This is a genomic window from Vreelandella lionensis (genome assembly GCF_044543515.1).
Taxonomy (GTDB): Bacteria; Pseudomonadota; Gammaproteobacteria; order Pseudomonadales; family Halomonadaceae; genus Vreelandella; species Vreelandella lionensis.
The window spans coordinates 1-18,320 of sequence record NZ_JBITWC010000006.1; the positions used below are offsets into that span (position 1 = coordinate 1).

Consider the following 18,320-nt stretch of genomic DNA (forward strand, 5'->3'; position numbering starts at 1 on the left):
GTCGCAGTGATAACGAACGAGTGTGAACGCACTCAGAACACCGGATACGCAGCCGCCAGCCAAGGCGCTGACGGAAAGAGACGATCACAAAACACGTCACCGACGCATCAGCATGATATGCATGACCCGTTACGCCTGACGACCATAGCACGCGTGAACCACCTGATCCCTTGCCGAACTCAGCAGTGAAACCGCTTAGCGCCGATGGTAGTGTGGGGTCTCCCCATGCGAGAGTAGGTCATCGTCAGGCACTTATACTGCAAAGAACCCAGCCAGTCGGCTGGGTTTTTTGCTGCGCGCTCAATAAGCGCGCCATGACCCCAAGCCCCGTGCACCGCCTGCTCGGGGCTTTTTGCTGTGGACGGACTATGACCGCGGGGTATCGGCAATAAAAAAGCCGCCCGTTAGGAGCGGCTAAGGTAGGTTGCTAAACGATTAGCGGTGGTACTGTTTCTCGCGTTCAGGCTGCCAGAGAATGGCGTCTACCCGTAAACGAGTTGTCTGCTGGTTGGGCAGTGGCCAATCGATAGTATCGCCTACCTTTAGGCCTAACAGGCTAGCTCCAATGGGCGCCATAATAGAAATGGCGTCTTGGGTGTTACCCAGAGAGTGCGGGTAAACCAGTGTACGTATCATCTGCTGATTACGCGTGAGATCGGTAAACTGAATTTGGCTATTCATACTCACAACGTTATCAGGGATTTCTTCGGGATCGACGACTTCCCCGCGACTAAGCTCATCTTGCAGTAGCTCAGACACCATTTGATCCTTTTCAGTCGCTGCATCAATCAGGCGCTGCAGACGGTCTGCATCAAGCCGGTTGATTATGAGGGGAGGTCGCTGCCCCATGATGCTCTCCTTGGCAAACGCAGTAGCAAAAGGCTGGCTGCGTTGTTATACAAATGGTGTGGAATGGCATAAAAAAAGCCCTCTCCATAAAGAAAGGACTATTCAGATAGTGTACGCCACTTCTCAGTAAAAGACGACGCACGCTTAGAGCGAGGCACATAGAAAGTGCTATGATGCATGCCGCAACGCGAGCAAGCTTTTAAGTACGTTCGTGTCTATTGGTGGCATATTATGTTTGAGGTGAAAGGTGAGTGACACGGTACCCACGTCATGGCTAGTTTACTGTCGGCCGGGCTTTGAAAGCGATGCGTTGGCAGAAATGCAGCACCATGCGAAGCAGCAGGAGATTATCTGCGAGCCTACGCAAGGAGAGGGCTGGGTCAGTTTAACGCGTCAGGATGGAGAGGCGATTAACGATTTGCATCGTCAGGCTGCGTTTAAGCGTCTTATATTTGCAAGACAAAGTCTGGCTGCGCTGCCTGCGCTAACACTCTCCCGGGATGATCGTCTAACCGCTATACTGGATCAAGTAAAGGCGAGCCGTTGGAGTTTTGAAGAGATCTGGCATGAAACGCCGGATACCAACGATGGTAAAGCGCTTGCTGGCTTGATCAAAGCACTCACAAAACCACTGCAGAGTATGTTGAAAAAGCGCGGTGCCCTGCGAGGCAAGGCGGGTGCTCGACGACTACATATTTTCTGGACCGATGGCGATCGTGTGCAGCTAGGGATGAGCTTTCCGGATAACCGCAGCGAGTTAATCAATGGGATACGTCGGCTGCGTTTTCCTTCGCGCGCGCCTAGCCGTTCGACGTTAAAGCTTGAAGAAGCTTGGCATGAGTTTATACCCCGGGACGAGTGGGATGAACGTTTAGCTGCGCATATGCAGGCAGCAGATCTCGGTGCAGCGCCAGGTGGCTGGACATGGCAGCTTGTGCAGCGCGGTATGTATGTCTATGCCATCGATAACGGCCCAATGGACAAACAGCTCATGGCCACAGGGCAGATCGATCACCTACGTGAAGATGGCTTTACCTGGGAGCCGCCCCAGCGTTTGGACTGGCTGGTGTGTGACATCGTCGACAAGCCGGTGCGCGTTTTGGCCATGGTTGAGCGCTGGCTAACACGCAAATGGTGCCGTGAGGCCATTTTTAACCTCAAACTGCCGATGAAAAAGCGCTGGGATGAAGTAACGCGCTGTTTGTCAACGTTGGAAGAAGCGTTAGCGACCGCAGGCGTGAGAGCCACTATTCGTTGTCGCCACCTCTATCATGATCGGGAAGAGGTGACGGTATACGTTAGGCTGGCTCACTAACCTGGGCGGGTATCCGCCGTTGGGCTAGTAGCCTGGTTCATAAATGCGGATAGTTTCGTCTTCGGTGAGTAGCGGTAAAATACGCTGCATTGCCATGGCGCGCTCTTCACTGGCGTGCCACTCTTTCCAGGCGCGCAAGTCGCGCCATTTGGTAATCATTAAACGGCGGTCTGTGTGGCCAAGCTCAACCAAAGTTTCACCACCAACGAAGCCCCTGACGCCCAGTGAAACGCGCATAGCCTCGCGCGCTGCTTGTTCATATTCATCTTCTAGACCGGGCATAATGCGTCGTTCAATGATGATTTTTATCATAGTGTCTGTTTCCTAACCGAGAGAGTCGATGACTGATAATACCGATGACCCCAACACGTTTAATGCTGCGTTAGATACCACAGGGCTTTACTGCCCAGAACCCATTATGCTCATGCACAACAAAGTGCGTGATATGACATCGGGCCAAGTGTTGAAAGTCGTGGCTACTGACCCTGCCACCACGCGCGATGTGCCAAAGTTTTGTCAATTTTTAGGGCATGAGTTGCTGCATCAAAATAGCGTGGACGATCAGTACGTCTACTTTATCCGCTTAGCGTGATCTTGTGGAGCCAAAGCAAGGCGCTCACCGACTAAGGGTGTAGCGCCTTGCCTATTATCGCTAAGCGTGATCACTACTCGGCACTACCATCATGGCGAGTGCCTCAAGCGTGGCTGGATCCTCTTCCAGAATGCGATTAGCAATATGGCGTTGGAAGAAATAGACGGTTTGATGCCGAGAATGCGCGTCGTACAAGCACTTGTCGCCCAGTAGAATGGGGGTCATGGTGGCTTTTTGTTCGTCTGCCACCATCGCTTCTATGCTGCCATCGCTATACAGCCGCCATCCGTACACAGGCTTCATGTGCCATGGCGCATTAGGGTGGTTCATGCAGAGTGCATGTGTGCCCAGAGTATCAGGGAGCTGCTGAATGAGGGTGATATCGCTAGAAGCCTCATACTCAAAATAGCTGGCAGCGGCGCTTAGCTCATCGTACTTGTGGTCAGGGGGAAGCTCGAAGATTTCGTCGGTTTCAGGGTCTCGGTAGCCGACGAAGAAACCGCTTTCATGACTATCCAGCTCATGGCAGGCCGCCAGCGACTCCATCCAAGGAACGAGCCCCACAACGTTGCCATCTTCCCTAAGCCCCCAGGCAAGAATGGGCAGGCCGTAGTAGGTGTCGGGACTCGCAGCGAGCTGGTAGACCATCTCTAAGCCATCTAGCTCTGGTGCTAAACGAACTAAACACTTTCGCGCCTGCTGACGCTGACGCACGGTTTCCAGGTCGATGACCTGGGCAGAGCGAGTTGACAGGGGTGCGCCCATGGTGTCCCTCCTTGTACTGCGTGGTCACGACATTGGCAGACAGTGAACACCGCCTGCCGCTACCTTCACCAATAGCACAGCTTGAGCGCGAGGTTAAGCGTAAACGTCATTTTTAATCAGAAGTGCAGTATTTAAACGAGGCTTTTAACTGCTTATGTGCCTCCCATTCCTTCTGAAACTGCTGCCAAGGAGCCTCCGGGTTGCTCATAGAAAGCCATGCACTTTGATACTCGTTAACCGCTTCAGGAGGAGAGACCGGGTGGATATCAATTAACCGGTTAATGCTGGTAAGCCACTGCTGGGAGTGTTGTGCCAATGTGGTTAGCCACGCAGGTTCATCCACCGACAAGCACGTCTCAGAGCCTGTAGCGCGCTTTAGTAGTTGGTTAGCTTCGCTAAGGCGCTGTTCGGCGAGGAGCAGGGCACGCAAGACCTCTGCGGTTAGTGGACGCTCCTGCAGCGTTTTGAGATGCCCTTCAAGGGTCGAGGAGTCTTGTTCCCAAGACTGGCTGAATTGCTGAGCAACCATCTGCTCCAAGTACTCGGTAGCGTCTAGCTGTCCGCTTAAGTCGACTTGTGTTAGAGCGGGCAGTGGGCTACTGGCTCTGGAAAAGCTTTTTTCCCACTCTTCGGAATCAAAAATGGCATTCCAACTGACGGCGGGTAACTGCTCGGTTTTTAACTCGGTTAGATGTGCGAGGCGTGCTTTGTCATCTTCACTTAAACTATCTGGCACATCACTATTCCAGCAGGCATCCAGCCGCTGCCAAAGGGTGCGCTCATAAAGCCAGTGCTGGCTGGGTGGCGCAACTCGGCCAAGCTGGTTATTACGAGCGGCAATCAGGGAAGTGATTTGGCACTCACGAAGTGCATAGATGTTGAGCATGCCATCACGGGTTTCAGGCAGCTCAATTAAGCGTTGCTGGCGTTCAGGAAAGGCACCAATGTTACGAGGCTCCATCCGCTCAGGTGGAGGGGCGTTGAGCGCATCCGCCAACTGTTGATGGTAGCTAGACCAAGCTTGATCGGCGCTGTGATCACCGCATGCCATAAGAAATAGGCTAGCCGAAGCGGCTAGCCACTTGCCGTAACGTTGCTTGGGAAGCATGGATTACTCCTGTTGGCTGATCGTTTTTAATCGCCAAGCCAGCAATACAGCAGCTGTGCTGAGACCAGCAATCAGCCCAATCCAGTATCCGTGTACGCCCATTGGGTCAGACACACCTCCCAAACCATAGGTTCCTAACCAGTGGCCACCTCCTAAGCCCACAATCCAATAAGAGAGCACGGTGATGACCATGACGATGCGCGTGTCTTTATAACCGCGTAGTGCCCCTGCCAAATTCACCTGCAATGAATCCGATAGCTGAAAAACAACCGCTAACGCGATAATAGTTAATGCTAGTGCCTGGATCTCAGTATTGGATGTGTAGAGTGAAATCACCGGAGCGGCCGTAAACCATAATAGCGTGCTGTTGATAGCCGCGACGATAATGCTAATCGTAATGCCATTCCAAGCGACTTTGCGTGCCATCGCTAAACGTTGCTGGCCCAGCGTATTACCTACTCGAACGGTCAACGCCATGCTTAACGACATGGGCAGCATAAACAGAATGGTGGTGTAACTGAGGGCGATTTGGTGCGCACCTACAGTGACTTCTCCAAAGCTGGCTATAAACAGCGCGATCAGAGTAAATAGAGTGACTTCAACAAAAATCGCGACGCCGATAGGCACACCCACCACCACAAGTTCACGAATGCCCGCCAATTGTGGCGGCGTAAGCTGCTCCCAAAGTGAAACGCTGCGGTAGGTGTTTCCGCGCCTTGTATAAAGCGCCATCGCGATTGCCATTGTCCACATCGAAATAGCGGTGGCAATACCGCAGCCAAAAGCCCCCAGTGCCGGTAGCTGTTGCAAGCTATTAGGGATGCCAGCACCCAATAGATTGACTAGGCCATCACCACCGTAAATGAGCAAATAGTTAAAGGGGATGTTAACGGCAAGGCCCACAAGGCTGATCCAGAGAGCAGGGCGAGTATGATTCATGCCATCTGAAAAGGCGCGTAACGCTTGAAAAAGCGCGATCCCAGGCATTCCAAAAGCAACGGCGCTTAGATAAGCCGCCGACTCCTGTGCAACACCAGGAGGAACGTTCATCAGTTCAAAAATAGGTGTAACGGCGACCCATAATAAACCTGCGGCAATGATGCCTAATGCCAACGCCACCCAAAGGGCTTGATGTACGGCCGGGCATATATCGTTATTGCGCTGGCCGCCCAGTAAGTGCGCCACGATCGGCGTTAGCCCCATCAGCGTGCCGGTCATAAACAGCATCAGCGGCATCCATAAGCTTGAGCCTACTGATACGGCGGCTAAGTCCGTTGCGTTGTGTCTACCTGTCATCATGACATCGACAACGCTCATGCCCGCCTGGGCTAGCTGAGCGCCGCAAATAGGCAAGGCCAGCGCAACAAGTGTGCGAGTTTCTGGCCAATAGATGGATTTGATATCGCTAGTAAAGCCGCCCAAGGTATGGCTCCCCTTTAGCAAAGAGACCTAAGAAAGGCCGATAGAGTAGCAGGAGTCGCTGCGCTTTGCTGTCTCCTCTTTAGCTGGTTAAGCCGCAGCGGGTATACTGCGCGAAATGCATGGGAAAAGTGGCAATATGGTGATTGAAGAGCAAGAGCGTTGGACCCTGGGCGATATTATGGCGCTGTTTGATGGCGTCTTTGCGGCGCATTGCCAGACGCGTTTGATAAAAGGAGGCGATGAGCCGCTGTATCGTCCGGCAACCGAACAAACACCCTATCATCAGGTCATTTTTGCGCGTGGTTACTTTGCCAGCGCGCTACATGAAATCAGCCATTGGTGTATTGCGGGTAAAGAAAGGCGACTGTTAGAAGATTATGGCTATTGGTACTTGCCCGATGGCCGTAACGCCCAAGAGCAGCAGGCATTCGAAAATGCTGAAATTGCTCCTCAGGCGCTGGAACAGCTATTCACAAAGGCCTGCGGGCGTACCTTTCACGTTAGTGTGGATAACCTAGGGGGCGAAGTAGAGGTAGATCGAGATGCCTTTGCGCAGAGAGTCGCTGCCCGGGCGCAGCGCTATTTAGCAGAAGGGTTGCCGCAACGCGCCAATGCGTTCTACTTAGCCTTGGCGCGCTACTATCAGCAGGGCGATACGTTGGAACAGGCAATAGCCGCAGGCAGAGCGCTGCTAGCAGCCACTGAAGTTAGCGCTTAATCTTTTTCATTAAGCTGTTGGTGCAACGTGAGCATCACCTCAACTTCGTGCTCCGGACGCATTGGCTCTAAGCCCAGGTCGTTAAACATCTCGCTACGCAGGCGGTGCCATTCACTAGAGCTGAGCTGATCGTAAAGTACCTCTGCGGGTGCCAGCTCTACAAAGGGGTCCAGGCCGTAGGTATCAAACAAACGCGCCAGCGCGGCCTCATCTTCGCCGTTATCGCTGGTGTATAGTGTGGCAGAGAAGTGGTCGTTCTCTAATTCACGAATCACATCAAGAGGGCTGACGCCTAAGCTCTCTAACTCTTCAATGCTATAAGCGCCCATCACATTGCTATCTTCGGTGATCCAGCTATCGTCCGGCTGGATCAGCGTTTGTTTGATTCGCCCGTCGGGTAACGACCACGCTATAGAGAGCGGCAAGCCATTATCTTCGCCTATTTCAATGGCAATAAATCCAGGATAGTCAGCCACGAAGTTGCTCCTTTTAAGCGTCCGCTTCAATTCGGAAAAAACGCTGGGCGGTGCGAGTGGTCGCCGCGCCAAGCTCGGTATCACTCACGTCATGCCAGCGGGCTATTTCTTTAACAATCCAGGGCAGTAGCGCTGGTTCGTGGCGGCGTCCCTTCAATTTAGCAGGCAAATTGCGGGGCAGTAGGTAAGGGCAGTCGGTTTCCACCATCAGGCGGTCTAGCGGTATATCGCGCACCATGTCGCGCAGGTGATGGCCTCTGCGCTCATCGCATATCCAGCCCGTCAAACCAATGTGCAGATCTAAATCAAGGTAGCCCTGCAGCGTCTCTTGGTCCGCCGTAAAACAGTGTATAACCGCCTGGCTAATATCATTTCGCCAGCTGCGCAGTATGTCTTGCATTCGCTTGCCAGCATCCCGCTCATGCAAAAACAGCGGCAGGCCGCTTTCTGCTGACAGAGCCAACTGCGCCTCGAACGCATGCTCCTGCTGCTCTGGGGTTGAAAAGTTGCGATTAAAATCTAATCCGCACTCGCCAACCGCCACGACCTCCGGCCTACGGTAAAGCTGCCGCATTTCTTGGGCGACCGTGTCATTCCACCCACTGGCATCATGGGGATGAACGCCCGCCGTTGCGTAGACCCCTGTGTACTGCTGCGCCATCTGCACGGCCTGCTTTGCGTGGGCGACATCGGTACCGGTCACGATAAGCGTTGTGACATTGGCCGCCTTGGCCCGCGCCAGCACGTCCCCCAGGTCGCGCTGAAAACTTTCATGGGTCAAATTCGCGCCAATATCCACTAATGGGGTATCAGGGCGAAATTGCAGTGCTTCGGGTAAAAACGTATCGGCTTCAGTGCTTGCCAAACTGTATTCCTCCGCCATGTGTCATTAACGCTATTGTAACGCTGGCGGCCCACAACCACTAATGCTCCTACCGTTCACACACAGTACGAATGGCACGAATTGCAAAAAAACTGGCTTGTTAGGTAAACAGAAGCTGAGTGTTTACTTTTACTATGCAGGTGGTTCATCGCATAAATGCACAGTAAATACTGGCTTAATAACAACAATAGACAGGTATATATCATGCAGCTATCACGTCGCTTCGCAATGACCGCTCTATCAGCAGCGGTGCTTACGGCGGTCTACGCGCCTCAGGTAACGGCCAATGAAGGCATCTCTGATAATGAGATTCGGATTGGCTATTTGGCTGATATGTCAGGTGTTTACCGTGACCCCATCGGCCCGCTTGGCGAGGATGCCATTCATATGGCGATAGAAGATGTTGGCGGTAGCGTGCAGGGTGCCAATATCGTTGTTTTTAATGCCGATGACCGAAATAGTCCCGATGTTGGCTCTAGCGTCGTACGTGAATGGATCGATGAGCGCAACGTCGACATGGTCACAGGTTTGGTGGCGTCATCGGTCACATTAGCGGCAGTAAGTTTGTTGCAAGAGGCCGATAAGCTGGGCCTAGTGAATGGCGCGGTTTCATCCGGTGTTACCAATGAGCACTGCTCGCCTAATCATATCCACTGGGTTTACGACACCTGGGCAATGTCCAATGGTACCGCCAAAGCGATTACGCAAGAGGGCTATAAAAACTGGTACCTACTCAGCGCTGACTACTCGTTTGGGCATGCGCTAGAAGCGGACGTTGAACGTGTAGTGACTGAAAATGGCGGAACCATTGTAGGCCGCGCTCGCCATCCATTCCCCAATAACGATTTCTCATCGTTCATGTTACAAGCGCAAGCCTCTGGCGCGGATGTCATTGCCTTAAACAATGCCGGTGGCGACACCATTAACGCCGTACAAACAGCGGGTGAGTTTGGTATTACGCAGGCCGGTCAGGTGCTAGCAGGTATGGTGCTGTTTAGTACCGATATCCGCAGTATTGGTCTTGAGAATGCGCAAGGGCTGCAGTTTACCAAGGCCTGGTATTACGACCTTAACGAAGAGACGCGGGCCTGGGCAGAACGTTTTCGTGAGCGCACAGGTAGCATGCCGACCATGGTTCACGCCGGGATTTATTCCAGCACGCGCCACTATCTAGAGGCCATTGCAGCGGTGGGTACCGACGATACACAGACGGTGCGCCAACAGATGGCCGAGACGCCTATTAACGATATTTTTGCCAAAAATGGCTATATCCGTGAAGACGGCCGTATGGTGCATGATATGTATCTCGTCGAAGTGAAAACGCCAGAAGAGTCGGCCGATGCAGATGACCTTTTCCGCGTCGTGCGCACTATCCCAGCAGAGGAAGCGTTCCGGCCGCTGTCTGAAAGTGTCTGCCCACTGGTAACGGGTTAATTCATCGCTGAAGCCTTTTAGACCATAACAACAAGGACTTAGCATGACGCTTACCAACTCTATCCACCGTAATACCATTGGCGCTGCGCTTAACCGCAGCGCTCGCAAATACCCCCAACAGCCTGCGCTTCGCTTTGCTGACCGTTCATGGAGCTATCAAGCCCTCAACGTGGCCGCTAACCAAGTGGCTAACGCTCTTTTAGAGGCGGGGCTTGTCCCGGGAGACCGACTAGCGGTATACGGAAAAAACTCAGACGCCTATGTGATTGCCTGGCTGGCAGCGGTTAAGGCTGGGCTGGTGCATGTCCCGGTCAACTTTGCCCTGAGCAGTGAGGAGCTTGGCTACATTTTGCAGCAGTCAGGCGCCAAGGGAGTGCTGAGTGACGCCTCACTTGCGGACAAAGTGCGCGAGGCTACTCAATCAATCACGCTGACGATGAATGGCACCTTGCATGCTGTTGAACCTAGCGGCTTTGACGTATTAGCCAGCGTCGGTTCGTCCCACTCAAGTAATGAGCCCGACGTAGCGCTAGAAGGGAGTAGCCTTGCCCAGCTGCTCTACACCTCGGGCACAACCGCCGCGCCTAAGGCCGCGATGATGAGCCATCAGGCGTTAATGGCAGAGTATATGGCGTGCATGGTGGAGCTGGATATTAAAGGCAGTGAGGCGATGTTAGCCGCGTTGCCGCTTTACCACTCGGCACAAATGCACGTGTTTTTGATGCCCGCGTTACTGCTTGGTGCCCAGGTTATTCTCCTGGAAGCGCCGCTGCCAGACAGCTGCTTAGCCGCCATTGCTCAGCACCAGATTGCCTCATTTTTTGCACCGCCGACGGTGTGGATCAGCCTCTTACGCCATCCGCAGTTCGGCCAGCACGACCTCTCTACCCTGAAAAAAGCCTATTACGGTGCCTCTATTATGCCGGTACCGGTATTGGAAGAGATGCAGCGGCGCTTTCCTGGCGTGGGCCTATACAACTGCTACGGCCAGAGCGAAATAGCCCCATTAGCGACTGTTTTACGACCTGAAGAGCATGCGGAGCGCCCGGCATCGGCGGGCCGCCCGATCCTTACGGTAGAAACGCGCATCGTCGATTTAGAAGGGAACGACGTTGCCCCTGGTGAACATGGTGAAATTGTGCATCGCTCGCCGCAGCTAATGGTGGGTTACTGGGATAAGCCCGCGATGACCGCTGAAGCGTTTCAAGGCGGCTGGTTTCACTCAGGAGATGTCGGCTATATCGACGAGGCGGGTTACCTATATATCGTAGATCGTATTAAAGATGTCATTAATACCGGCGGTGTGTTGGTGGCTAGCCGAGAGGTGGAAGAGGCACTCTTTAAGCACGCGGCGATTGCTGAGGTCGCCGTGATAGGCCTTCCGGATGAGAAGTGGATTGAAGCGATTACGGCAGTGGTGGTGCTGAAAGAGGGGCAGGAGGCGAGCGAGCAGGAGCTGATTCATCACACCAAAAGCATTGTGGCGCCCTATAAAGTGCCTAAACGGATTGTCTTTACTGACGCGCTCCCGAAAAGCACGGCAGGGAAAATTTTAAAGCGCCACCTGCGCCAAGAGTTTAAGGAGTCATGATGGACGAGCAGACACACGCGCTTTTTCACACCATGATTACCCGCTGCTTAGCACAGGAAGTGGCGCCGTTTTACGCGCAGTGGGAAGACGCAGGAGAAATACCACGCTCTTTATGGAAGGCGCTGGGCGCCGCTGGACTGTTAGGCATTGATCTAGAGGAAGCGTATGGCGGTTCGGCGGCCGATATTGCGGTGACTCAGCTGGCACTAGAGGAGATATCTCGCCAAGGTTTTGGTGGCCTTGCCAGTGCCTACAACATTCACGCCAATATCGTCATGCCTTATGTGCAGAACCTGGGGTCGCCTGCACAGAAAGAGACTTGGCTGCCGCGTATGGCTCAAGGTGAGTGCTTAGGGGCGATTGCCATGAGCGAACCCAACGCAGGCAGTGATTTAGCGGCAATGAAAACCCGAGCCACGCGTATGGACGATGGTTGGTTGCTCAACGGCAGCAAACTGTTTATCACCAACGGCCAAGTGGCTGATTTGGTAATCGTATGCGCGAAAACAGACCCCAGCGCTGGCGCAAAAGGGATCTCACTGTTTTTGGTGGACACCGCGTTGCCCGGATTTTCTCGTGGTAAGCCGATCAAAAAAATTGGCCAGCACGCTAGTGATACGGCGGAGCTGGCCTTTGATCAACTGAAACTGCCTGCTAATGCGCTATTAGGTGAAGAGGGCGAAGGGTTTCGCTACCTCATGCAAGAGCTGCCCCGGGAGCGTTTGGGCGTGGGTGCCCAAGCTTTGGGGGCGATAGAAGGTGCGCTAGCGCTAACGCTTGAGTACGTCACCCAGCGGGAAGCCTTTGGCCAGCGAATCGCCGACTTTCAAAATACCCGCTTTACGCTGGCGCAGATTAAAGCCCAGCTTGAAATGGCAAGAGCCTATTTTGAACAGTGCGTCGAACGGTACCGACAAGGCACCATGAGTAGCACCGATGCGGCTATTCTCAAGTTACAGCTGAGCGAACTGCAGTGCCATGCGATTGATCGCTGCTTGCAGCTGTTTGGTGGCTACGGCTACACCCAGGAGTACCCCATTTCACGCTTTTATCTGGATGCACGGGTACAAACGATTTACGCCGGCAGCTCCGAGATCATGAAAGAGGTGATCGCGCGTTCGCTGCTGGGCAAGGCCCCGTGATGCAAGGGGCTGAGTATTGTTAACAAGGAGCATGTATGCAGCTGGATAGCGTAGTCATTGTGGGCGGTGCACGCACCGCCATCGGCGCTTTTGGTGGGGCGCTGTCATCCTTTGCCCCGCATGAGCTTGGTACCCTTACGGCCATAGAAGCGCTGCGCCGAGCAGGAGTGGAAGGCAATGACATTGATCACTCTGTGTACGGTCATATTATTACCACCGGCCCTGAAGATGCCTATTTGGCCCGCCATATTGCGCTCAATGCAGGCGTCCCAAAAGAAGCCGGTGCCTTTAATGTCAATCGCCTATGCGGCTCCGGTGTGCAAGCGGTGGTGTCAGCTGCGCAGCAAATTGCCTTAGGCGACAGCCGACTTGCTTTAGCAGGCGGTGCCGAAACCATGTCCCGTGGTGCCTATGTGTTAGCCCCCCAGGCGCGTAATGGCATCCGTATGGGGGATTGCTCCATTCAAGATTTAACCCTCGGCGTGCTTAGCGACCCGTTCGGCAGTGGCCATATGGGGATTACCGCTGAAAATATTGCTCAGCAGTACGGGCTGAGTCGTGAGCAGTTGGATCAGTTCGCGCTTGATAGCCATCAAAAAGCAGCGCGGGCTATATCAGAAGGGCATTTTGATACTCAAATCGTTCCAGTTGAGGTGACGAAAGGGAAGCAAACGCTGACCTTTGCCCGTGATGAGCATGTCCGTGAGGGCGTTGAACTTGGTGATTTAGCGCGTCTAAAACCTGCGTTCAAACGCGATGGCGTGGTCACGGCTGGCAACGCCTCGGGTATTAATGATGGCGCGGCAACGCTGGTCTTGGCTCATGCTGAAGAGGCTCAGGCGCGGGGGCTGACGGTACGTGCTCGGCTGCGGGTGGCCACCACGGCGGGGGTCGAACCATCGCTAATGGGTTTGGGGCCTATTCCAGCAGTCAAGCGCTGCCTTCAGCAGGCAGGGCTTACGATCAACGATATCGATGTGATTGAATCCAATGAAGCGTTTGCGGCCCAAGCGATGGCGGTGGCATCGACGCTTGGTTTTCCATTGGAAAAGTTAAATCCCAATGGCGGGGCGGTTGCCCTTGGCCATCCCGTGGGGGCGACAGGCGCTATCTTAATCTTGAAAGCGCTGCATGAGCTGGAGCGCATTCAGGGGCGCTATGGGCTCATTACGCTCTGCATTGGCGGTGGGCAAGGTATCGCGCTATTGATCGAGCGCTAAGCCGCCCCGGGTATCTAACAACAATCAAAGGTATGTTTTATGTCGACGATAACGCCAAAACTGCTTCCTCCTACGTCTTCTGCCACCAACCCTCCCATGCTGATCAAGGATCTGCTGGAGTCCGGTGTGCGCATGGCGGGCAACAACCAAATTGTGTATCGCGATCAAAGCCGCCACGACTACCGCCGATTTCAAGAGCGGGTCCATCAATTGGCCCACCTTCTGACCTCACAAGGCGTTCAGGCTGGAGACGTGGTGGCCGTACTGGATTGGGACAGCCACCGTTATTTGGAGTGCTTTTTCGCCATCCCCATGATCGGTGCGGTGCTGCATACGGTGAACGTACGTTTAGCACCCGAACAGATTCTTTACACCATGGAGCACGCAGAAGATGTCTTTGTGCTGGTGCATGAAGACTTTGTACCCCTGCTGGAGCCGCTGGCGCACCAACTACCCAACATTCGCGGCTACTTACTCTGCCAGGAGGCACCAAAAGAGGTGGCTACGTCGCTACCCCTGGTGGGGGAATTTGAAGCGCTGCTGGCTGAGCAACCAAGCCATTACGACTTCCCCTCTTTTGATGAAAATGGCGTGGCCACGCTGTTCTACACCACCGGCACAACGGGTAATCCTAAAGGGGTGTTTTTCACACACCGCCAGCTTGTGTTGCACACGTTAGGCGAGGCCAGCACGTTTCAAGCCCCCGGTTTTGAGCTGCTGAACCGAGATAAAGTGTATATGCCCATTACGCCGATGTTTCACGTTCACGCCTGGGGGGTCCCTTACACGGCCACGCTGTTAGGGGCGACCCAGGTGTATCCGGGCAAATACGAGCCTGAGATGCTGGTGAAGCTGCTGGTCAGCGAAAAGGTCGACTTTTCTCACTGCGTGCCGACGCTGCTTAATATGGTGGTCAGTGCCGATGCGATTGCATCGAAGAAGGTGGATTTAACCGGTTGGAAAGTCTTGGTAGGCGGCAGCGCCTTAACTCAGGCACTGGCAAGTCGTGCCTGGGCGTTGGGGATCGATACCCGCAGTGCCTATGGTATGTCGGAAACGTGCCCGCTGCTCACGGCCGATATTTTACCCAAAGAGATCGCCGAGGCTGACTTTGAAAGCCAGTTGCCGTGGCGCTGTAAAGCAGGGCTTCCGGTGCCGTTTGTAAGGCTGCAGGTGGTCGATGTTGACGGCCAGCCGCTCCCCCATGATGGCAAAAGCGTCGGGGAAGTGCGGGTCCAAGCTCCGTGGCTAACCCAGGCTTACTATAAAGAAGAAAAGCGTAGCGAGGAGCTGTGGCAAGATGGCTGGTTGCATACCGGAGATGTGGGTTCTCTGGATGAGCACGGTTTCCTAGCGATTAGCGACCGTATTAAAGATGTCATTAAAACCGGCGGCGAGTGGCTGTCCTCATTGGAGCTGGAAAGTTATATCAGCCAGTGTCCGGGTGTTGCCGAAGTGGCGGTGATAGGCGTGGCAGATGATAAGTGGGGAGAACGCCCGGCCGCGCTGGTGGTACCCAGTGATCTCAAACAGCCGCCTACCGTAGAGGCTATCCAGGGCTTTATGGAACAGTTTGTGGCGCAAGGCAAACTCAACCGTTGGGGTGTTCCCTCTCTGATTCGTATCGTCGATGAAATCCCTAAAACCAGCGTCGGCAAGCTAGATAAAAAGCGCATTCGTACCGAGATATAAGCGCGAACCTCTCACCCTGTCGCCTGTGCTTTACGGTAGGCGGCAGGGGAGTTGCCTGTCCACTGCTTAAAGGCGCGGCTAAAGCAGGCTAAGTCCTCAAAGCCAAGCGTTTCTGCAATGGAGGATAGCGTCCGCTGGCTTCGGGTCAGCGCTTGAATCGCGTAGTCACGTCGGTACTCATCCTTAACGGCTTGAAAGCGCGTACCCTCGAGTTGTAAATGCCTCGATAGCGTCCGAACAGAGACATGCAGCGCCTCGGCAACCTCTTGCACGGTACACGCCTCCGGCAAGTGACGGCTGAGGTGCTCTCTCACTCGGTGAGTGGCTAAGCGGTCTTCAAACGAGACATAAAACCAATCCGCCGGTGCGCGTTGTAAAAAAGCTCCTAGGTGCTGCTTTGTTTGCCGAATAGGCTGTTCTAAGAGCGACTTATCGAAGTAAACAGCCGTTTGTGGTTGGTCAAACTTCACTTTTCCCGGATAAAAATAGAGGTAGTCGGCGCTGTGGGCGGGCTGCGGGTAGCTGCACTCCATTAAAACGGGAGGTATCTTGCGAGCAATCATCCAGGAAGCGATGCCGTGGAAAAGTTTTAGCATCAGCTCATGGACTAAAATGCGGCTGCCTTGCAGCGGCGCATGCTCTTCCAACGCCAGACGCGCTAAGTCGTCTTTAATCGTAAAGCTGTAGCCAAAATCATCCAGAAGTATGCGAAAAAACTGGGTATAGCGATGCAGGGCGACCTGCAGGGTAGGCGCTTCCAGCATACTTAAGCACAGCAGCTTGAGGGTTCCACAGCGTAGCGGGCGTGAGAAAAAACGCGGTGTTTCATCGTCTAGCTCAACGGCCAGCAGGCGGTAGAGCTCAGCAAATTGCTCAACGGTGACGCGCCCATTAGGGGCAGTGAGTAAAAAGGGTGAAATGCCTGCTTGTTCTAAATAGCGGGTGGGTGGTTGCCCCGCAGCGGTTAGGCCACGAAATAACTGATTAACAAAATGCATGGAGACTGTCACTGTCACGGTGATTTCACCTTACCAGCGTTTTTCAACACCGCTTTATTGTTGTTAATTAGCCTATGACGTTAGCACGTTGTTTGGCTTGGCTCTACAAGGGTGCATCGTAATTTGGATGCATGCGTTACACTGTGCGCCTCACGACGAAGGAGGACACTGCGTGACCCTGTTACGACTCGAACAGCTGCAACTCGCTTACGGCACCCAAGTACTGCTTAACCGCGCCGACCTAACGGTTGAAAGAGGCGAGCGGCTGGCGCTGGTCGGGCGCAACGGCACCGGTAAATCCACGCTGCTGAAGCTGGTGGCGGGCGATATTCAGGCCGACGACGGCTCCATCTGGCGTGCGCCGGGCTTGAAAATTGGCGTGCTGGCCCAGGAATTGCCTGAATCCTCGGGCATGACGATTTTTGATATGGTGGCTCAAGGCCTGCCCGAAGCGGGCGAGCTGCTGTCTGAATATCAGCACCTCATCAACGACCCCGACCCGGATATGAACCGCATGGCGACGCTGCAAACGCGTCTTGAAGCCATTGACGGCTGGTCGTTTCATCAGCGTATCGACGTGGTGTTAACCCGGTTGGGGCTGCCGCCAGAAGCCGAGATGAGCGCGCTTTCCGGCGGCTGGCGTCGTCGTGTGGCGCTGGCCCGGGCGTTAGTGTCAGAGCCTGATTTGCTGCTGCTCGATGAGCCGACTAACCACCTGGACCTGGACACCATCGCGTGGCTGGAAGAGCAGCTGTTGGCCTTTAACGGCGCGGTACTGCTGATCACCCACGACCGGGCGTTCTTATCAAAGCTTGCCACCAATATCCTTGAGCTGGATCGCGGTAAGCTAGGCCGTTATCCGGGGGCTTACGCAGAATACCAAGAGCGCAAGCAGCACGAGCTGGAAGTGGAGTCGCGTGAAAATGCGCTCTTTGATAAAAAATTGGCGCAAGAAGAAGTCTGGATTCGCCAGGGCGTGAAGGCTCGGCGTACTCGTAATGAAGGCCGGGTGCGTGAGCTTGAACAAATGCGCCTGGAGCGTAGCCAGCGCCGCGAGCGCCAGGGCACCGCCAATCTCACCGTGGACAGCGGCGAGCGTACCGGTAAGCGGGTTGTCGAGCTGAAGGGCGTTACGCAGCGCTTCGGGGATGACGTCATCCTGGGCAATGTGAACCTAGAAGTGATGCGCGGTGATCGTATTGGCTTCCTTGGCCGTAACGGTGCGGGTAAAACCACGCTACTGAAGATTTTACTCGGCGAGCTGGCACCTACCGAAGGCAGCGTGCAGTTAGGCACTAACCTGAAAGTGGCCTATTTCGACCAGTTACGTGCCGGGCTTGAGCTGGAAAAAACGGTTTACGATAACGTCGCCCAAGGTAGCGACCGAGTCAGCGTGGGTGGTAAAGACCGCCATGTCATGAGCTACCTGCAGGACTTCTTGTTCACCCCAGATCGCGTACGTCAGCCGGTGAAAGCGCTGTCCGGGGGCGAGTCCAACCGCCTGCTGTTAGCCAAGCTGTTTACTCAGCCCGCTAACGTACTGGTCCTCGATGAGCCCACCAACGATCTAGATATGGAAACGTTGGAGCTGCTTGAAGAGCTGCTGTTAGATTTTGATGGCACTCTGCTGCTGGTTTCCCACGACCGAACGTTCATGGATAACGTGGTCACCAGCATGCTGGCCTTCGAAGGCGAAGGGCGCGTGCGTGAATACGTGGGCGGCTATACCGACTGGATTCGTCAGGGAGGTAAGTTGCCCCCTGCACCGTGGGAAGGCGCGGCCCGTCAGCAAACCGAGCCCACCAGCGAGGCCGTTAAAAAAGCTGCTCCAGCCCCAGCGGCGGAACCGGCTAAAAAAGCCGTTAAGCTCTCTTACAAACTACAGCGTGAGCTAGATGCGCTGCCCGCTGAAATTGAGCGGTTAGAGGGTGACGTAGAGACGCTTGAGCAGGAGATAGGCGACCCAGCGTTTTATCAGCAGGAGGCCACCGCTGTGACGGCTAAACTGCAAGCGCTAGAGAAGGTTCAGCAGGCACTGGAAGTGGCGATGGAGCGTTGGATGGAGCTTGAAGCAATGGCCAATGGCGAATAGCTAGCGCTGTTATATGCTAAAGG

17 protein-coding genes and 1 rRNA gene are annotated in these 18,320 nt (G+C 54.3%); 10 read left to right on the forward strand and 8 right to left on the reverse strand.

Features of this window, described 5'->3' with window-relative positions; genetic code table 11:
* The first annotated feature begins 134 nt into the window (after positions 1-134).
* A 5S ribosomal RNA gene (rrf, locus tag ACIGG6_RS04825) occupies positions 135-250 on the forward strand.
* 185 nt (positions 251-435) lie between these two features.
* Here the strand turns inward: rrf and rnk are convergent.
* The gene (rnk, locus tag ACIGG6_RS04830) at positions 436-849 is read right to left on the reverse strand and encodes a nucleoside diphosphate kinase regulator (protein ID WP_399842722.1); all 414 of its coding nucleotides are present in this window, start codon (positions 847-849) and stop codon (positions 436-438) included.
* A gap of 247 nt (positions 850-1,096) precedes the next feature.
* Between rnk and rlmM the strand changes: the two genes are divergently transcribed.
* Complete coding sequence (gene rlmM / locus ACIGG6_RS04835; protein ID WP_399842724.1) at positions 1,097-2,164, forward strand: 23S rRNA (cytidine(2498)-2'-O)-methyltransferase RlmM; 1,068 nt, start codon at positions 1,097-1,099, stop codon at positions 2,162-2,164.
* A gap of 24 nt (positions 2,165-2,188) precedes the next feature.
* Here the strand turns inward: rlmM and ACIGG6_RS04840 are convergent, their stop codons facing one another.
* Positions 2,189-2,476, reverse strand: coding sequence for an antibiotic biosynthesis monooxygenase family protein (locus ACIGG6_RS04840; protein WP_044629788.1), 288 nt, complete (start codon positions 2,474-2,476; stop codon positions 2,189-2,191).
* Between the two features lie 28 nt (positions 2,477-2,504).
* On the opposite strand from ACIGG6_RS04840, the gene tusA reads away from it, so the two are divergent.
* The gene (tusA, locus tag ACIGG6_RS04845) at positions 2,505-2,756 is read left to right on the forward strand and encodes a sulfurtransferase TusA (RefSeq protein ID WP_399842726.1); all 252 of its coding nucleotides are present in this window, start codon (positions 2,505-2,507) and stop codon (positions 2,754-2,756) included.
* Positions 2,757-2,816: 60 nt separating this feature from the next.
* On the opposite strand, the gene ACIGG6_RS04850 is transcribed toward tusA, so the two are convergent.
* From ACIGG6_RS04850 to ACIGG6_RS04860, 3 genes are all read right to left on the reverse strand, one after another.
* Positions 2,817-3,521 (reverse strand): hypothetical protein, encoded by a 705-nt coding sequence (locus ACIGG6_RS04850; protein ID WP_399842728.1) that lies wholly within the window; start codon positions 3,519-3,521, stop codon positions 2,817-2,819.
* Between the two features lie 112 nt (positions 3,522-3,633).
* Positions 3,634-4,629: a DUF3080 family protein gene (locus ACIGG6_RS04855; RefSeq protein ID WP_253504705.1), complete on the reverse strand. Its 996-nt coding sequence runs from the start codon at positions 4,627-4,629 to the stop codon at positions 3,634-3,636.
* A gap of 3 nt (positions 4,630-4,632) precedes the next feature.
* Positions 4,633-6,051 carry an MATE family efflux transporter gene (locus tag ACIGG6_RS04860; RefSeq protein ID WP_399842731.1) on the reverse strand — a complete coding sequence of 473 codons (1,419 nt, stop codon included), beginning with the start codon at positions 6,049-6,051 and terminating at the stop codon, positions 4,633-4,635.
* 136 nt (positions 6,052-6,187) lie between these two features.
* On the opposite strand from ACIGG6_RS04860, the gene ACIGG6_RS04865 reads away from it, so the two are divergent.
* Entirely contained in the window at positions 6,188-6,769 is a 582-nt protein-coding gene (locus tag ACIGG6_RS04865; RefSeq protein ID WP_253504710.1) for an elongation factor P hydroxylase, read from the forward strand.
* On the opposite strand, the gene ACIGG6_RS04870 is transcribed toward ACIGG6_RS04865, so the two are convergent.
* Together ACIGG6_RS04870 and ACIGG6_RS04875 are read right to left on the reverse strand one after the other, a co-directional pair.
* The gene (locus ACIGG6_RS04870) at positions 6,766-7,245 is read right to left on the reverse strand and encodes a hypothetical protein (RefSeq protein WP_083026087.1); all 480 of its coding nucleotides are present in this window, start codon (positions 7,243-7,245) and stop codon (positions 6,766-6,768) included. The two genes, ACIGG6_RS04865 and ACIGG6_RS04870, sit on opposite strands and share 4 nt — an antisense overlap.
* A 13-nt stretch (positions 7,246-7,258) precedes the next feature.
* Positions 7,259-8,110, reverse strand: a complete 852-nt coding sequence (locus ACIGG6_RS04875) for a TatD family hydrolase (RefSeq protein ID WP_399842735.1) — start codon at positions 8,108-8,110, stop codon at positions 7,259-7,261.
* Positions 8,111-8,332: 222 nt separating this feature from the next.
* On the opposite strand from ACIGG6_RS04875, the gene ACIGG6_RS04880 reads away from it, so the two are divergent.
* From ACIGG6_RS04880 to ACIGG6_RS04900, 5 genes are read left to right on the forward strand one after another with little or no spacing between them, the layout of a single operon-like run.
* Complete coding sequence (locus ACIGG6_RS04880; protein ID WP_399842737.1) at positions 8,333-9,562, forward strand: ABC transporter substrate-binding protein; 1,230 nt, start codon at positions 8,333-8,335, stop codon at positions 9,560-9,562.
* A gap of 43 nt (positions 9,563-9,605) precedes the next feature.
* On the forward strand, positions 9,606-11,153 hold the full coding sequence (locus tag ACIGG6_RS04885) for a fatty acyl-CoA synthetase (RefSeq protein WP_399842739.1): 1,548 nt from the start codon (positions 9,606-9,608) through the stop codon (positions 11,151-11,153).
* Positions 11,153-12,295, forward strand: a complete 1,143-nt coding sequence (locus tag ACIGG6_RS04890; RefSeq protein WP_399842740.1) for an acyl-CoA dehydrogenase family protein — start codon at positions 11,153-11,155, stop codon at positions 12,293-12,295. The genes ACIGG6_RS04885 and ACIGG6_RS04890 overlap by 1 nt, the downstream gene beginning before the upstream one ends.
* A gap of 35 nt (positions 12,296-12,330) precedes the next feature.
* Positions 12,331-13,515: a beta-ketothiolase BktB gene (bktB, locus tag ACIGG6_RS04895; protein ID WP_253504725.1), complete on the forward strand. Its 1,185-nt coding sequence runs from the start codon at positions 12,331-12,333 to the stop codon at positions 13,513-13,515.
* 39 nt (positions 13,516-13,554) lie between these two features.
* The gene (locus ACIGG6_RS04900; protein WP_399842741.1) at positions 13,555-15,207 is read left to right on the forward strand and encodes a fatty acid--CoA ligase; all 1,653 of its coding nucleotides are present in this window, start codon (positions 13,555-13,557) and stop codon (positions 15,205-15,207) included.
* Between the two features lie 11 nt (positions 15,208-15,218).
* Here the strand turns inward: ACIGG6_RS04900 and ACIGG6_RS04905 are convergent, their stop codons facing one another.
* The gene (locus ACIGG6_RS04905; protein ID WP_399842742.1) at positions 15,219-16,223 is read right to left on the reverse strand and encodes an AraC family transcriptional regulator; all 1,005 of its coding nucleotides are present in this window, start codon (positions 16,221-16,223) and stop codon (positions 15,219-15,221) included.
* A gap of 154 nt (positions 16,224-16,377) precedes the next feature.
* On the opposite strand from ACIGG6_RS04905, the gene ACIGG6_RS04910 reads away from it, so the two are divergent.
* On the forward strand, positions 16,378-18,297 hold the full coding sequence (locus tag ACIGG6_RS04910) for an ATP-binding cassette domain-containing protein (protein WP_399842743.1): 1,920 nt from the start codon (positions 16,378-16,380) through the stop codon (positions 18,295-18,297).
* Positions 18,298-18,320: the final 23 nt, after the last annotated feature.

Coding starts and splice junctions, on each gene's coding strand:
- ACIGG6_RS04855 (WP_253504705.1), bottom strand. CDS start 4,629: ATGCTTCCCAAGCAACGTTACGGCAAGTGGCTAGCCGCTTCGGCTAGC.
- bktB (WP_253504725.1), top strand. CDS start 12,331: ATGCAGCTGGATAGCGTAGTCATTGTGGGCGGTGCACGCACCGCCATC.
- rnk (WP_399842722.1), bottom strand. CDS start 849: ATGGGGCAGCGACCTCCCCTCATAATCAACCGGCTTGATGCAGACCGT.
- ACIGG6_RS04880 (WP_399842737.1), top strand. CDS start 8,333: ATGCAGCTATCACGTCGCTTCGCAATGACCGCTCTATCAGCAGCGGTG.
- ACIGG6_RS04885 (WP_399842739.1), top strand. CDS start 9,606: ATGACGCTTACCAACTCTATCCACCGTAATACCATTGGCGCTGCGCTT.
- ACIGG6_RS04850 (WP_399842728.1), bottom strand. CDS start 3,521: ATGGGCGCACCCCTGTCAACTCGCTCTGCCCAGGTCATCGACCTGGAA.
- ACIGG6_RS04840 (WP_044629788.1), bottom strand. CDS start 2,476: ATGATAAAAATCATCATTGAACGACGCATTATGCCCGGTCTAGAAGAT.
- tusA (WP_399842726.1), top strand. CDS start 2,505: ATGACTGATAATACCGATGACCCCAACACGTTTAATGCTGCGTTAGAT.
- ACIGG6_RS04890 (WP_399842740.1), top strand. CDS start 11,153: ATGGACGAGCAGACACACGCGCTTTTTCACACCATGATTACCCGCTGC.
- ACIGG6_RS04865 (WP_253504710.1), top strand. CDS start 6,188: ATGGTGATTGAAGAGCAAGAGCGTTGGACCCTGGGCGATATTATGGCG.
- ACIGG6_RS04900 (WP_399842741.1), top strand. CDS start 13,555: ATGTCGACGATAACGCCAAAACTGCTTCCTCCTACGTCTTCTGCCACC.